This is a genomic window from Roseateles sp. (genome assembly GCF_039929605.1).
Lineage (GTDB): Bacteria > Pseudomonadota > Gammaproteobacteria > Burkholderiales > Burkholderiaceae_C > Pelomonas.
In genome coordinates this window covers 24043-38537 of record NZ_JBDSQX010000141.1, presented here as the reverse complement: position 1 = coordinate 38537, position 14495 = coordinate 24043, and the positions used below count along the sequence as shown (strand labels likewise).

Below are 14495 nucleotides of genomic sequence, written 5' to 3'. Positions count from 1 at the left end.
CATGCGCATGGTGCCGGCCGACGACCGCCACGTCTTCCTGCGCCTGCTGCGCGACGTCTTTGCCCATACCTCGGTGCTGGTCACCGACCTGCCGCTGACACTGCCCGACGGCCGCCAGCGCGTCGTGCACATCGAGGCCGAGCCCGAGTTCAACGAGCAGGGCGGCGTCAACGGCTACACCGGCATCCTGCAGGACGTGACCGACCGCCGCCAGGCGGAAGACCGCATCCGCCAGCTCGCCCACTTCGACGCCCTCACCGGCCTGCCCAACCGCCGCCAGTTGATCTGGCGCGTCGAGCGCGCCATCGAGAGCGCGCGCCGCGGCGGCCACGAGGTCGGCCTGCTGCTGATCGACCTGGACCGCTTCAAGGTCATCAACGACACCCTCGGCCATGCGGCCGGCGACGAGCTGCTGATCGAAGTCGGCCGGCGCCTGCGCAGCTGCGTGCGGCATTCCGACCAGATCATGGAAGGCGTGCTCGAAGGCCTGGGCAACCGCAGCCACCGCGGCCTGGAAGCCGTAGGGCGCCTGGGTGGCGACGAGTTTGTGGCGCTGCTGCCCGAGGTGGCCGACGAGCGCGACGCCGAGCGCGTCGCCGACCGCGTGCTGGAGGCCCTGCGCGAGCCCATCTTCGTCGGCGGCCAGGAATGCTTTGTCACCGCCAGCGTCGGCATCGCCATCTACCCGCGCGACGGCCAGACCATGGCCGACCTGCTGCGCAATTCCGACGTAGCCATGTACGCGGTCAAGAGCCAGGGCCGCAACGCCTCGGCCATCTACTCGCCGCAACTGGCCGGCCACGGCAAGCAGAAGCTGGAGCTGGAAAGCGCCCTGCACAAGGCGCTGGAGCGCAACGAGATCGTGCTGCACTACCAGCCCAAGATCGACGTGCGCGCCGCCCGCATGGTGGGCGCCGAGGCGCTGATGCGCTGGCAGCGCGGCAACGTGCTGGTGCCGCCGGCCGACTTCATCCCGCTGGCCGAGGAAACCGGCCTCATCGTGCCGCTGTCCGAATGGGCCCTGAAGGAAGCCGCCCGCCAGGCCAAGCTGTGGTCGCTGCAGTTCGGCTTTGCCGACTCCATCGCCGTGAACCTCCCTAGCAGGCTGTTCGAGCGCACCGATCTCGTCGAGCACATCCACCAGTGCGTCAGCGCCTATGGCGTGCCGCACCGCTCCATTCAGCTCGAGATCACCGAGAACAACCTGATGAAGGACCTGCAGAACGTCATCCCGTCTCTGCACCGGCTCAACGAAGTGGGCGTCGAGATCTCCATCGACGACTTCGGCACCGGCTACTCGTCCCTCGCCTACCTGACCACGCTGCCCATCTCCGAGGTCAAGATCGACCGCACCTTCGTGCGCGACCTGGGCATCACGCCGCAAAGCTCGGCGGTGGTTACGGCCATCATTGCACTGGCTCGCGCGCTCGGCCTGCGCGTCATTGCCGAAGGCGTGGAGACGCTGCGCCAGATGGAAGTGCTGCACCGCCTGGGCTGCTCGCTGATGCAGGGCTTCCTGTTCAGCAAGGCGCTGCCGCCCGATGAGCTGGAGCGCTGGATCGCACTGACCGTGCTGCCGCGCAAGGCGCCCTGGATCACGCAGGCCGACGGCAACAACGACGTGACTCGCGGCGGCGGCCAGCGCTGACGATGCGCTCCACGCTGCCCCCGGCGCAGCTCGCCAAGGCGGCGCTGCAACGCCTGGCCCAGGCCCGCCTGGAGCCAACACCCGAGAACTATGCGCGCGCCTACGCTATCGAGGCCGGCAGCGAGCCGGTAGCTGCGGCCAGCGGCGCCGTGCCCGAGCGTGCGCAGCAAGCGATCGCCAAGCTCATCAGCCTGGCCCTGCCCTCGGGCAGTCCGCGGCAGGAACTGCAGACATCCCTGCGCGAGCAGCGCTACGACGAACTGCTGCGCCAGGTCGACAAGCTGCTCGACGTGGCCGGCCCGGGCGCACAGGCCGAGGCGCTGGTGCAGGCCATCGAGCGCCTCGTGCGCGGCCTGGAGCGCGGTGGCAAGCACTGGACACTGGCGCGCAAGAAGGACGGCATCAGCCGCGTGCTGGAGCTGGGCCGCAGCGACAGCGGCAAGCTCGTCAAGCGCCTATCGCAGCTCATCGCCAGTTGGGACAAGGACGGCGATGGCAGTGGCGTGGAGACCGAAGAAGAAGGCGGCACGCCCAGCCAGTTCTTCGCCGACAGCGCCTTCGCCGAAACCGGTTTCCGCGAGAGCACGGGCTTCGGCGATCTCGGCCACCCGGCCGACGACAGCCCGCCGCCGGTCGATCTCGCGCCCTGGCGGGACATCGGTGCCGAACTCAACGGCACGGTGCGCCACGCGTTGCGCTCACCGCAGAGCGAGGCAACGCCCGCAGACGTGTTGATGCGCGAGCTGGACGCCGCCCAAGCCGAGCTGAAGGCCGGCGGCGCCAGCCCGGAGCGCGCCACGCAGATGGCCGCGCTGTGCCTGCGCGCCCGCCACCTGCTGGACCACCGCCGCCATCTCTTCGACGAACTCGGCGGCCTGTGCCGCGAGCTGAGCGGCAGTCTCGTCGACCTGGCCGAGGACGACTCCTGGGCGCGCGGCCAGGCGGAGGCGATGAACCAGACGCTGGCCCAGGGCCTGTCCGGCCGAGGTGTGCGCACCGTGTCCGAGTTGCTGAGCGGCACGCGCGAGCGCCAGCGAGCGCTGCGCGACGAGCGCTCCAAGGCGCGCGACTCCCTCAAGGGCCTGATCCAGCGCATGCTCAGCGAGCTGGGCGAACTGGGCCAGCACACCGACCGCTTCCAGAGCAGCGTCGGCCGCTACGCCGAGGCCATCGAGCAGGCCGACTCGCTGGAGAGCCTGGCGGGCACCGTGCGCGAGATGGTCGAGGAGAGCCGCAGCGTGCAGGGCCTCGTCTCGCAGACGCAGGCACGGCTGACGCTGGAGCATGACCGCGCCGCCGCGCTGACGCAGCGGGTGGACGAGCTGGAGGGCGAGCTGCGCCGGCTGTCCAACGAGGTCCACACCGACCAGCTCACGCAGGTGGCCAACCGCCGCGGCCTCATCCAGGCCTTCGGCATCGAACAAGCCAAGTCGGAGCGCGAGTCAACTCGCGTGGCGCTGGCGCTGCTGGACATCGACAACTTCAAGAAGCTCAACGACAGCCTCGGTCACCACGCCGGCGACATCGCGCTGAAGTCGCTGGCCGAGCGCACGCAGGCGTCGCTGCGCCCGGGCGACATGGTGGCGCGCTACGGCGGCGAGGAGTTCGTGCTGATGCTGCCCAACACGCCACTGGACGAGGCTCAAGCCGTGCTCGTACGCCTGCAGCGCGCGCTGTCGTCGGCGCTGTTCAACCACGAGGGCAAGGACGTCTTCGTGACCTTCTCGGCCGGCGTGACGCTGTACCGCGCCGGCGAGACGCTGGAAGCCGCACTGGACCGCGCGGACGTGGCGCTCTACGAGGCCAAGCACACGGGCAAGAACCGGGCGTGTGTGGCCGAGTGATTAGCAGGGGCGCGTTCAAAAGCGGGCTTTATGCCAACCTTGACACGTTTCCCCAGGGGTAAACGGAACGTTGCAATTGGCGCTCCTGCTTGCTGAGAGCCCGCCGGCATGATGCGCGCGGGCGCAGTGACCGCGCTCGCAGACGATCCCAGCAGGAGCCTCCTTGAATTCGACCTCTACTGGCGCCAGCCGGCGCGGAATTTTGTTGGCCGGTTGCGCCGTCCTCACGACGGCCTGTGGCGGCGGTGGGGACCCGGACAGCACGAGCACGAGCGCGACAGCGGACGCCGCCGCCCTGGCGGCCCAGGACACCAGGGACATCACGGCGGACGTTCTCGCCAATCGTGACATCACGCTGGCCGGTACCGCCGTCATCAAGCTGCCTGCGGGCACGACAACCTATACCGGCGTCATCAGCGGGCAAGGCACGCTGCGCCTCATGCCCGCCGCCGGCACGGGCACGCTGATCATCACGCGCACCAGCACGTTCACGCTGCCGGCGGCCCAGCAAGTCCAGGTCATCAAGAAGACGGTCTATCCCGGCGCGGGCTACGCGTTGACCCGCACCGGACTGAACCCGCCGGTGCTGAGCATCGATCCCGGCGTCACGTTCCAGATCGGCACCAACACCAGTGCCGACAAGTCGCCCAACGTCATCGCGACGTCCGACAGCAAGAACGATGCGGGGCTGATCAACGGCGAGATCAACCTCAACAACATCCTGAACAACGGCACGATCATCCTCAGCAGCGCGCAATTTGTGCTACTGGGCCAGATCAGCGGCAGCGGCAGCATCGTGCAGGCGCCGGACGTCTGGGGTGGCAACTCGTCGGGTGGCGTCAACACCTACTCGGGTGTGCTCGCCCTCACCGTCGGACAGGATTTCGGCAGCAACCATGTCGCCGCATCGCTGGCCAACGCCAAGGCGGTGCTCAACGAAGGCTCATGGCTGGTCTGGAGCCCGCCAGCCAGCGTCGTCACCGTGACGCAGAACATCTATGAAGCGGCCTTCGGCAACGACATCAATTTCCACGCCATCGGCCCGTCGACCATCATCATGTCGGGCGTCTACAGCCACACCGACAACAGCCCGCACAACCATCCCAACCTGGTCAACCCGGGCCTGAGCGACCCCAGTCTGAACTTCGCCAAGGTCATCTACCGCGGCGGCGCGAACGACGTCAATGGCAACGACGGCAGCTACCGCGGCATCAACATCGAACGCGGCGCCGGCGTCGTCCAATGGGGCGACGGCACACACGCCAACTTCTTTCTGCCGTCAGCGCCGTCGCCGGCCGAGCCCGGCCCGCCGCTCGGCAAGAAGAACGCCTACATCAACCTACGGGGCGGCAAGCTGGCCTTCAATTACAACGGGCCGGTGACGCTGCACGTGGGCATCACCGGCGGCGGGGGCGGCCCGCACCGGGACGGCTCGCTCGGCAACGGCAACGTCACGATCATGGCGACGCCCGGCAACGACGTGACCTTTGCGCAGCCGCAGAACTACAACGGCACCACCACCATCGGCGCCAACGCCATCCTGCGCCTGGGCACCGGCACACCCGTGCCGCTGAACTACATCACCGTCAACGCCACCAAGGGCAAATCGACTTTCCTGCAGGCCACCTATAGCGGCGACGCCAGCCTGCTGACGGCCGAATCGCCCAACGGGGTGGCGACCAATGCCATCGTCAACGACGGCCAGCTCATCGTCCAGAACACCACGACCGCGATCACGTTGTCCAACGTCAGCGGCAGTGGCAGCCTCGCCCACACCGGCGCCGCCGCGCTCACGCTGCGGAACAACATCTACAAAGGCACCACGCTGCTGAATGGAGGCCCCACCTGGGCCGGCAGCGCCAACGCGATGGGCACGGGCGACGTCGTCAACAACGCCGCCCTGGCGCTGACCAGCGACCAACATGAATTGGCGCTGGGTGGCAGCTTCCGCCAGGGCGCGACCGGCCAGCTGACGCTTTCCATCGCCGGCACCGCACCCGGCGTCAATCACGACCATCTCAGCGTTGCCGGGGCCGCCGTGCTGGGTGGCAACCTGGTGCTGAACTTCAGTGGCAGCTATGCCCGAGGGCAAAAGTTCGTGCTGATCCAGGCCACCGGCGGCCTCAGCGGTGCGTTCAGCTCGATCAGCAGCAACGGCGCGACGGTGGCTGCCGGGCAGGATGCGACGAGCTTCTTCGTCACCGTGCAGTAGCTCCCGATCAGAAGTTGAACGCCAGGCGCAAGCCACCCCAGTGGCGCCCATTGACGACGATGGGTGCCGCAGCTTCCTTCAGCAGCACGAAGCGCCCACCGCCCATGTCGCGGCGGTAGGTCTGTAGCAGGAAGGGCCGGGTGTTGCGCGCCGAGGCCAGCCCGGTTCGGTCGTTGAAGATGCGGCGGTAGCGGCTGTTGGCCGTGTTCCAGACCGTGTCGCCCGGGCGCTGCGGCTGGCAGTACTTGCGGTTGTGCGTGGCGATGTAGCCGTTGCGGTCGGCCGAGATGCAGAAGACGATCTTGTCGCTGAAGGCCAGCGTCTTCTCCTGCACGTTGGGGAACAGCTTGTCGCTCAGCTGGCAAAAGCGCGCGGTGTGCTGCTGCGGGTTGGTGCCGTCGATGGGGCGGTACTTGTCGTCGAACAGGTCGGCCTGGCCGATCTGCCCGCTGCGCAGGGCATCTTCGAGCAGTTCGCTGATCTCCGCCGCGGCCGCCTGAGCGGCGCGGATGAAGGGCATGTCGTCGACCTCGACGCCGCTCTCGGCGATCTGCTCGACGAGTTCCTCCGACATGCGCAGAAAACGGTCGCTGCCGTCGAAGGCCACCTTGAGGCCCTGGCTGGCCTGCGCCACCTCGCGCTCCAGTTCGTGGGCGCGCTCGTTGAGCAGGCTCATCTGCTGGCCGCTCTCGGCGGCTGAGGCAGCGATGCGCTGCACGTCTTCCTCGACCTGGTGAAAGGCGGCATGGATCTGGCTGGGCTTGTTGCCGTTCTCGGTCAGCTCGGCACTGAAGCGGTCGATGCGCTCCTGCAGGCTCGTGATCGCCTTGATGATGGCCTTGGACGAGCCCTCGACCTGGCCGGCCAGCGCCTTGACCGCTTCGGCCACCACGGCAAAGCCGCGACCGGCATCACCGGCATGCTTGGCCTCGACGGCCGCGTTGAAGGCGACGAGCCGAGTCTGCAGGGAAATCTTGGTGATCTCGGCGGCCGCGTCGGACACCTGGGCCAGCGTGGCCGCCATGCCGACAACCTCGCCGCCGACGACGCCCAAAGCGCCGCGCGCCCGCTGCACGGCCGCAGCGCTTTGCGCGGTGGCGGTGGCTATTGATCTCTGGGCCTGGCCGATCTGCTCGAGCTGTCGGGCCAGGGCCTGCATGGCTTGGCCCTGAGACTGGACGACGCGCTGGGTGTCTTCCAGGGCGCCGCGCACTTCGGCAGCATCCTTGCCGACGGTGGAGATAGAACGGGCGAGTCGTTTGACGACGTTCAGTGCCGCGCTGTCATCGCGTCGAACCGGCTCCTCGCGCGGCTCGGCGGCCACGGAGCCGCCACCCTTGAACCATTTCAGCATTGCGCTTGTCCCTCGTATTCTTGCGACGGGACCGCGACCAACGACGGGTCCCTACCAATCACGCAGCTTAACGCGCAACCTTGCAATGGACTGGCTGTGCAGCTGGCAGACGCGCGACTCCGTGACCTTGAGCACGGCTGCGATCTCTTTGAGATTCATGTCGTGCTCGTAGTACATGCTCATCACGAACTGCTCGCGCTCGGGCAGGTTCTTGATGGCCGCCACCAGCGCCTCGCGCATGCGGTGGTCCTGCAGCTGGGCGACGGGGTTGCTGCTCTCGTCGACGACCTGATGGCGGTCAAGGTAGTCATCGTCGCCGTCGTCGCCCGACATGTCTTCCAGGTAGACGAGCTGGGTGCCGCGCACCTTGCCCAGCAGGTCCTGGTACTCGGCCAGGGACAAGCCCATTTCGGCGGCGATTTCGTCCTCGCGCGGTGCACGGCCCACGCGTTGCTCGACCTTGTGCACAGCCTTCTCGATGTCGCGCTGCTGGCGCCGCGTGCCGCGGCTCATCCAGTCGCCGCCACGCAGTTCGTCGAGCATGGCGCCGCGGATGCGCTGGGTGGCGAAGGTCTCGAACTGCACGCCTTGTTCGGCATCGAAGCGCGACAGCGCATCGGTCAGCCCGATGAGGCCGACCTGGATCAGGTCGTCCAGCTCCACGTTGGCCGGCAGCTTGGCAATCATCTGGTGCGCCAGGCGTCGAACCAACGGGCTGTACTGCTTGATCAGCGTGTTGTTGTCGAGGCGGCCTTTGGGCGTGTACATATCAGCTCCGCGCGGCCGCCCGAAGGGGCTGATGCGCCCCCGTGGGGGGCAGTGAACGAAGTGAGCGTGGGGGGGTCATGTCAGCTCCGGCGACGAGATCAATGCGCTGCGATCAAGGAGTTAGACATCGCGCGCGCCGGGCGCAGCGGGGTCGCGTCGGAGGCGGCGTCCAGCGCCGCACCCGGTGGCGCGGCAAGCAACAGCTCGCGGGCCAGATGGCGCAGCTCGGGGGTGAGCGGCGCGTGTTGTGATGAACGCGGGTCGAGGCAGGCCCAATCGCGCAACACCGCGCCGAGGAAGCCGTCGGCGCAGGAATGGAGCTGTTGCGCGATGCGTGTGGCCAAGCGCAACTGGGGGTGGCAGGCCATCAGGAGACTGTAGACCATGAGCCCCGCGCGTTGCGTGAGCCATTTCATGCCGGCGTAGGCTTCGGTCACGCTATGCGGGTCGGCGTCGGCCAGCAGCAGCGGGCGCACCTCGCGCTGGGCGACGACACGGGCCAACTCAGCCGCCGGTGCGTGCAGCAGGATGACATCGGCCTCCGGCGCCGCGGCGGCCACGGCGTCGAGAAACGCGGCGGCCGAGCCATTGGCATTGATGTAGCGCAGCGGCAGCCCGCGTGCGGCGAGGTAGGACACCTTGGGCGACAGGTGCTCGATGCAGTTGGACAGGTCCACCTGCGCCAGCTCCGACGGCTGCGGCGAGTGCTCGCCGGCGTCGACCACCAGCGTTTGCAAGTTCAGTTCGGCAAAGGCGGCGCAAAGGCCTTCCAGCAGCACGCCGGCGCCCATGACGCGCGGGTTGCTGACGACAGGCACGAAGCGCGTCTTGGACGCGGCAAATAGGCGGCGCAGGCCGTGGGCTTGATCTTGAAGCATCGTCATCCTCAGTGGATGGCCCGCAGCCCGGCATCGGTCAGCGGACCGCCGGCAAAGATGAGATTGACGTCGGTGCTGTCCATGCGCCAGGCGCCCGAGGCGGCGCCCTTCAGCGCGCGCTGCACCAGGCCGGCGCTGGGCAGGCGGTGCCAGTCTTCGGGCACGCGCTGGCCGTTGGCCACGCCCAGCACCTTGAGCTTGTGGCGGATCAGCGTGTCCAGCGCCGGGGCGAGCTTGACGGCTTCGTCGAGCTTGCTCAGCACCACGCCTTCGCAGGCCGCGCCCTTCCAGGCACTGACCACATCTTCAATCGTCTCGCCTTGCTGCGCTGCGTTGATGACCAGCAGCTTCTTGATGCTGGGGTGGGCCAGCATCTCCAGCAGCTCCTGTGTGCGGCTGTCGCGCTGGGCCATGCCGGCGGTGTCGATGAGGACGAGCTTCTTGTTGGACAGCAGGTCGAGCAGGTCGTCCAGCGAGGCACGGTCATGCGCGGTGTGGACCGGCACGCCGAGGATGCGGCCGTAGGCGCGCAGCTGCTCGTGGGCGCCGATGCGGTAGGCGTCCAGCGTGATGAGGCCGAGCTGGCCAGCGCCGTACTTGGTGGCGAAGTGGGCGGCGAGCTTGGCGGTCGTGGTCGTCTTGCCGACGCCGGTGGAGCCGATCAGCGCGAACACGCCACCGCGGTCTTCGATGGCCGGGGCGGCCTCGTCGGTCTGCAGGTTGCGCGACAGCACATGGGCGGCCCAGGCGGTCTCATCGGCCGGGTCGGTAGGCGAGCCGGCCTTGAAGTCGGACGGGCAGCTCTCGGCCAGCTTGCGCACTAGGGCCGGGCTGAAGCCCAGCTCCAGCAGCTTCTGCGTCAGGCGCGCCTGCACGGGCTGGCGCTGCAGCTTTTCCATGAAGGCCAGCGACGAGAAGCGCTCCTCGATGAGGCCACGCATCTGGCGCAGCTCGGAGGCCATGTCCATCTGGTTGCGCTGGTTGGCGCTGGGCTGGCCGGGCAGCGGCTGCGGTTCGGCGTCGATGCCGCTGAGCTGGGGCACGGTGCGCTGCTGACTGGCGGCGGTGGGAATGCGGATCTCGTCGCGCAGCACCGGCGGCGCGGGGCGCGGCTGGCGAGCTTGCGGCTGGGCCGGAGCTTGTGTCTGTGCTTGTGCCACGCGCTTGGGCGCCAGCGCGGCCATGGCTTCGGCGGCACGTTGGTCGCGCTGGGCACGGGCGGCGTCCAGCGACGATGCTGCGGGCCGCTGCGGGGCCGGGCGAGCGGCGGGCATGCCTACCGGATCAGGTTGACCGGAAATCTCGGCCTGGCGGCGGCGCAGCACGCGTTCACGCACATAGTCCTGGAAGCTCAGCGTGCTCATCGCCAGTTGCTCGACATCGCTATGCACCTCGGGGGCGCCGAAGCTGGGCTCCTGGCGGGCACGGTCATTGAAGGGCGCGCGCGGCGACGGTTGCTGCTGCGGCTGGACTGCCGGGCGGGCCGCGGTGCGCGGCGCGCTGTGGGCCATCTGCTCGATCTGGCCCATGCCTTCGGGCGCCATGGCGAGCACCTCGACGCCTTCTGGCACCGATTTGTTGGACAGCACGACCGCCTCGGCTCCGAAAGCCTGCTTGACGAGCGCGAGGGCCTCGCGCGATGTGCGTGCAGTGAATTTGCGGACGTTCATGCTGTACCTCCAATGATGGAGCCGATGCGGATGGTGTGGGTCTCAGGAATCTCGCTGTGGCCGAGCACCTTGAGGCGGGGCGCGGCGCGCTTGAGCAGGCGGGCCATGGGCGCGCGGATCAGGTCGGGCACCAGCAGGGCTGCGGGCACGCCGCGGTCTTCCTGCTTCTGGGCGTTCTCGGCGGCGCTGCGCGCCAGCGTGTCGGCCACGCCCGGGTCGAGCGCGGCGCCGTGCGGCGAATTGAGGGCTTGCGTCACCAGGCGCTCCAGTTCGGGCTCCAGTGCGATGACGTCCAGCTCCTTCACGCTGCCGTAGATCTGCTGCACGATGGCCGGCGCGATGTGGGTGCGGATGCGGCGGGCCAGCTCGGCCGGGTCGGTCACGGTGGCGGCGTTCTCGGCGATGGATTCGACGATGGAGCGCATGTCGCGGATGTGCACGCCCTCCTCCAGCAGCAGCTGGAGAACTCGTTGCAGTGTGGCGATGCCGACCATTTTGGGAATCACGTCTTCGATCAGTTGAGGCGCCTGCTTGGTGAGGTGTTCCACCAGCGCTTGCGTTTCCACGCGACCCAGGAGCTTGGCTGCGTGTACTTGCATCAAGTGTGAAAGATGGGTGGCCACGACGGTCGAGCAATCAACGACCGTAAACCCGCTCATTTGGGCCATCTCCCGCTGGCGTTCTTCGATCCACACCGCCGGCAGGCCGAAGGCGGGGTCGGTCGTCTGGGTGCCGAGCAGCTTCTGCGTCGCGTGGCCGGGGTTGATGGCCAGCCACATGCCGGGGAAGGCCTCGGCCTCGCCGACGACGGCGCCGCGCAGCGAGATGCGGTACTGGCTCGGGCGCAGCTCCAGGTTGTCGCGGATGTGCACCGGCGGCGGCAGGAAGCCGACCTCCTGCGCGAACTTGCGGCGCACGCCCTTGATGCGGCTGAGCAGGTCGCCTTCCTTGCTCTTGTCGACCAGCGTGATGAGGCGGTAGCCCACCTCCAGGCCCAGCGTGTCCACCGGCACCAGGTCTTCCCAGCTCGCCTCGCCCGCGCCTTCGCTGCTGGGCATGATGGGTTTGACGGCCTTGGAGGCCTCCAGCATCTGCTCCTTGTTGCGCAGCCAGTAGGCCAGGTAGCCCATGCCTGAGGCGATCAGCAGGAAGACGAGGTGTGGCATGCCCGGGATCAGGCCGAGCGCGCCGATGACACCGGCCGTGATGGCCAGCGACTTGGCCGAGCCGAACACCTGCTTGCCGATCTGGCTGCCGATGTCCTTGTCCGTGCCCACGCGCGACACCACCATGGCGGCGGCGACGGAGATCAGCAGCGCCGGCACCTGGGCGACGAGCGCGTCACCGACAGCCAGCAGGATGTAGCTGTCGGCCGCCTGGCCGGCGCTGAGGCCGTGCTGGGCCACGCCGATGATGAAGCCGCCGACGATGTTGATGGCCAGGATCAGCATGCCCGCGACCGCGTCGCCGCGCACGAACTTGCTGGCACCGTCCATGGAGCCGAAGAAGTCGGCTTCGTCGCCCAGCTCGACGCGCCGGCGCTTAGCCTCCGCCTCGTTGATGAGGCCGGCGTTCAGGTCGGCATCCACCGCCATCTGCTTGCCGGGCATCGCGTCCAGCGTGAAGCGCGCGCCGACTTCGGCGATGCGCTCCGCGCCCTTGGTGACGACGATGAAGTTGATGACCACCAGGATCGCGAACACGATCAGGCCAACCGCGAAGTTGCCGCCGATCAGGAAGTGGCCGAACGCCTCGATGACCCTGCCGGCCGCGCCGGTGCCGGTGTGGCCTTCCAGCAGCACCACGCGCGTGGAGGCGACGTTCAACGACAGGCGCATCAGCGTGGTGAGCAGCAGCACGGTCGGGAAGGCCGCGAAGTCCAGCGGCTTGACCATGTGCGCCGCCACCATCATGACCATCACGGCCATGGCGATGTTGAAGGTGAACAGCAGGTCCAGCACGAACGGCGGCAGCGGCAGCACCATCATGGACAGGATCAGCAGCACCGCGATCGGGGCGCCGAGCGCCGCGATGATGCCGGCGCGCGGGCCGAGCATGGACTGCAGTTTGTGGATCAAGGGATTCATTCGGCGAAGTCCTCGTCAGGCTCGGGCTGCCAGCCGGGCTTGTTGTGCGGGTCCAGCTCCGGCGGCACGTGCGGGTGTGGCACATCCGGGCGGGCGACATGGCGCGACGCCATCGCCGCGCGCAGTTGGTACACGTAAGCCAGCACCTGGGCCACGGCGCCGAACAGCGCGGCGGGGATCTCGTGGTCGACCTTGGCGTGGGCGTAAAGGGCCCGGGCCAGCACGGGTTGCTGCAGCACCGGCACCTTGCTTTCCTTGGCCAGGTCGCGGATCTTCAGGGCCAGCAAGTCGGCGCCTTTGGCGATGACCTTGGGCGCGGCCATCTTGCCTTCCTCGTACTTCAACGCCACGGCGTAGTGGGTTGGGTTCATGACGATGAGGTCGGCCTGCGGCACGGCGGCCAGCATGCGGCGCTTGGCCATGTCACGCATGATCGCGCGCATCTTGGCCTTGATCTCGAGGTTGCCCTCGACCTCTTTCATTTCCTGCTTGGCCTCTTCGCGCGTCATCTTCATGCGGCGCAGCCAGAGCTGGCGCTGCAACGGCACGTCGATGGCGGCGAACAGCGCCAGCGCAATGGCCAGCAGGCCCAGGCCACCCATCAGCTGCTGGCCGGCATAGGCCAGCGCCGACGGTAGCGGCACGGACATGATGCTCACGTAGGCCGCCAGCCGGTCTTTCAGCACCATGGCGCCAACGATGCCCAGCACGAGGGCTAGCAGCACCGCCTTCAGCGCCGTGCCCAGCCCTTGGCCGCTGACAAGGCGGCCCAGGCCGGTGAGGGGATTCAGGTGCGTGAACTTGGGCGAGATGGGCTTCATCGTCCAGTTCCAGCCGCCGCTGGCCAGGTTGGCGGCAATGCCGACGATCACCAGCACCGCCGCGATGGGGCCCATGACGGCCGCGAAGGCCAGCGTCATCTCGACAAGGCGCTCGCCCATGAAGCCGGGTCGGGCCAGCAGCGCAGCATCGAAGTGAAGACCGGTCGTCATCATGCTGCGCAGCCTGTCGACGATCTGCGGCCCGCCCACGCTCAGCACCGCGCCGCCGCCCACCATCATGGCGAAATGAGGCAGGTCGCGCGAGCGCGGCAGCTGGCCCTCGGCCCGAGATTTTTCAATCTTCTTGGCTGAGGCCGGTAGGTTGCGATCTTGTGCGTCTTGGTCGGCCATGGCGTGGTTCGCCCCATGCGAGGCGTTGACGCGATTGTTCGAGGCCGGCCCAAAAACTTGAGCGAGAAAAGCGGGGTGGTTGGCTGGCTATTCCCAGCCCTGGCGCGGCACCGCCGGCGGGGCGTGGAGGAATGCTCGATGCGGGGCCAGAAAAGCAAAAGGCCGGCTGAACAGCCGGCCTTGATGGCGAGAGCGAGTGCCTAGCTTAGAAGCCCAGGCTGGCGAGCAGGTCGTCGACCTCGCCCTGGTTGCTGACGACGTCGGTGCGGCCCTCGGCGTTGACGACCGGGCCTTGCAGGATGGTCGGGTCGACCTTCTCGCGCTGCTCGGGCGGCACCACCTGGACGAGCAGCTTGACCAGGCTGTCTTCCAGGTCGTTGGCAAGCTTCACGACCTTGGCCACCACCTGGCCGGTCAGGTCATGGAAGTCCTGCGCCAGCATGATGTCGGTCAGGTGGTTGTCGATGCGCAGCGTGCGGCTTTCGACGTCATTGACGAAGTTCATCACCGCGCCGCTGGCCACGGCGCGCACTGGATCGGCCACGATGGCGGCCGCGAGTTCCTTGGTGGCCTGGCTGATGCCGACGTGCTCGGCCTTGGCCTGGTCGACCGAGTTCAGCACCTTCTCGGCGGCAGCCGCCGTCTTCTCGGCGATGTAGCTCAGGCGGCTGCGCGCGTCGGGCAGGCCTTCGGTGGCCACCTGAAGCTTGGGCATGACACCCAGGCGCTGCATCGTGTCGTGCAGCGTACGGGTGATGGTGCCGAGCTGCTGGAAGACCTCGGGTGAGACCAGCAGCGGCTCCTGCGCCTTGCCCAATTGCTCCAGTTGATCCATCGACATGGCAGTCCCCTTTGTGGTTGT

The 14495-nt window shown here is 68.0% G+C and carries 10 protein-coding genes; 3 read left to right on the top strand and 7 right to left on the bottom strand.

Features of this window, described 5'->3' with window-relative positions; all coding sequences use genetic code 11:
- The 3 genes from ABIS05_RS19785 to ABIS05_RS19775 form a co-directional block, all read left to right on the top strand.
- The coding region (locus ABIS05_RS19785; protein WP_348009994.1) for an EAL domain-containing protein at positions 1-1648 on the top strand (1648 nt) is incomplete at its 5' end.
- Between the two features lie 2 nt (positions 1649-1650).
- Positions 1651-3492, top strand: a complete 1842-nt coding sequence (locus ABIS05_RS19780) for a diguanylate cyclase domain-containing protein (protein ID WP_348009993.1) — start codon at positions 1651-1653, stop codon at positions 3490-3492.
- A gap of 163 nt (positions 3493-3655) precedes the next feature.
- The gene (locus ABIS05_RS19775; RefSeq protein ID WP_348009992.1) at positions 3656-5704 is read left to right on the top strand and encodes an autotransporter; all 2049 of its coding nucleotides are present in this window, start codon (positions 3656-3658) and stop codon (positions 5702-5704) included.
- A 7-nt stretch (positions 5705-5711) separates the two neighbouring features.
- On the opposite strand, the gene ABIS05_RS19770 is transcribed toward ABIS05_RS19775, so the two are convergent.
- The 7 genes from ABIS05_RS19770 to ABIS05_RS19740 form a co-directional block, all read right to left on the bottom strand.
- Positions 5712-7058 (bottom strand): methyl-accepting chemotaxis protein, encoded by a 1347-nt coding sequence (locus tag ABIS05_RS19770; RefSeq protein ID WP_348009991.1) that lies wholly within the window; start codon positions 7056-7058, stop codon positions 5712-5714.
- 51 nt (positions 7059-7109) lie between these two features.
- Entirely contained in the window at positions 7110-7826 is a 717-nt protein-coding gene (locus ABIS05_RS19765; protein WP_348009990.1) for an RNA polymerase sigma factor FliA, read from the bottom strand.
- Positions 7827-7924: 98 nt separating this feature from the next.
- Complete coding sequence (locus ABIS05_RS19760; RefSeq protein WP_348009989.1) at positions 7925-8704, bottom strand: flagellar biosynthesis protein; 780 nt, start codon at positions 8702-8704, stop codon at positions 7925-7927.
- Between the two features lie 8 nt (positions 8705-8712).
- Positions 8713-10374, bottom strand: coding sequence for a flagellar biosynthesis protein FlhF (gene flhF, locus ABIS05_RS19755; RefSeq protein ID WP_348009988.1), 1662 nt, complete (start codon positions 10372-10374; stop codon positions 8713-8715).
- On the bottom strand, positions 10371-12461 hold the full coding sequence (gene flhA, locus ABIS05_RS19750; protein WP_348009987.1) for a flagellar biosynthesis protein FlhA: 2091 nt from the start codon (positions 12459-12461) through the stop codon (positions 10371-10373). Before flhA ends, flhF begins: the two co-directional genes overlap by 4 nt.
- Positions 12458-13633 carry a flagellar biosynthesis protein FlhB gene (gene flhB / locus ABIS05_RS19745; RefSeq protein ID WP_348009986.1) on the bottom strand — a complete coding sequence of 392 codons (1176 nt, stop codon included), beginning with the start codon at positions 13631-13633 and terminating at the stop codon, positions 12458-12460. The genes flhA and flhB overlap by 4 nt, the downstream gene beginning before the upstream one ends.
- A gap of 205 nt (positions 13634-13838) precedes the next feature.
- Entirely contained in the window at positions 13839-14468 is a 630-nt protein-coding gene (locus ABIS05_RS19740; RefSeq protein ID WP_348009997.1) for a protein phosphatase CheZ, read from the bottom strand.
- Between the last annotated feature and the right edge of the window lie 27 nt (positions 14469-14495).

Coding starts and splice junctions, on each gene's coding strand:
- ABIS05_RS19760 (WP_348009989.1), bottom strand. CDS start 8,704: ATGCTTCAAGATCAAGCCCACGGCCTGCGCCGCCTATTTGCCGCGTCC.
- ABIS05_RS19765 (WP_348009990.1), bottom strand. CDS start 7,826: ATGTACACGCCCAAAGGCCGCCTCGACAACAACACGCTGATCAAGCAG.
- flhF (WP_348009988.1), bottom strand. CDS start 10,374: ATGAACGTCCGCAAATTCACTGCACGCACATCGCGCGAGGCCCTCGCG.
- flhB (WP_348009986.1), bottom strand. CDS start 13,633: ATGGCCGACCAAGACGCACAAGATCGCAACCTACCGGCCTCAGCCAAG.
- ABIS05_RS19780 (WP_348009993.1), top strand. CDS start 1,651: ATGCGCTCCACGCTGCCCCCGGCGCAGCTCGCCAAGGCGGCGCTGCAA.
- ABIS05_RS19770 (WP_348009991.1), bottom strand. CDS start 7,058: ATGCTGAAATGGTTCAAGGGTGGCGGCTCCGTGGCCGCCGAGCCGCGC.
- ABIS05_RS19740 (WP_348009997.1), bottom strand. CDS start 14,468: ATGGATCAACTGGAGCAATTGGGCAAGGCGCAGGAGCCGCTGCTGGTC.
- flhA (WP_348009987.1), bottom strand. CDS start 12,461: ATGAATCCCTTGATCCACAAACTGCAGTCCATGCTCGGCCCGCGCGCC.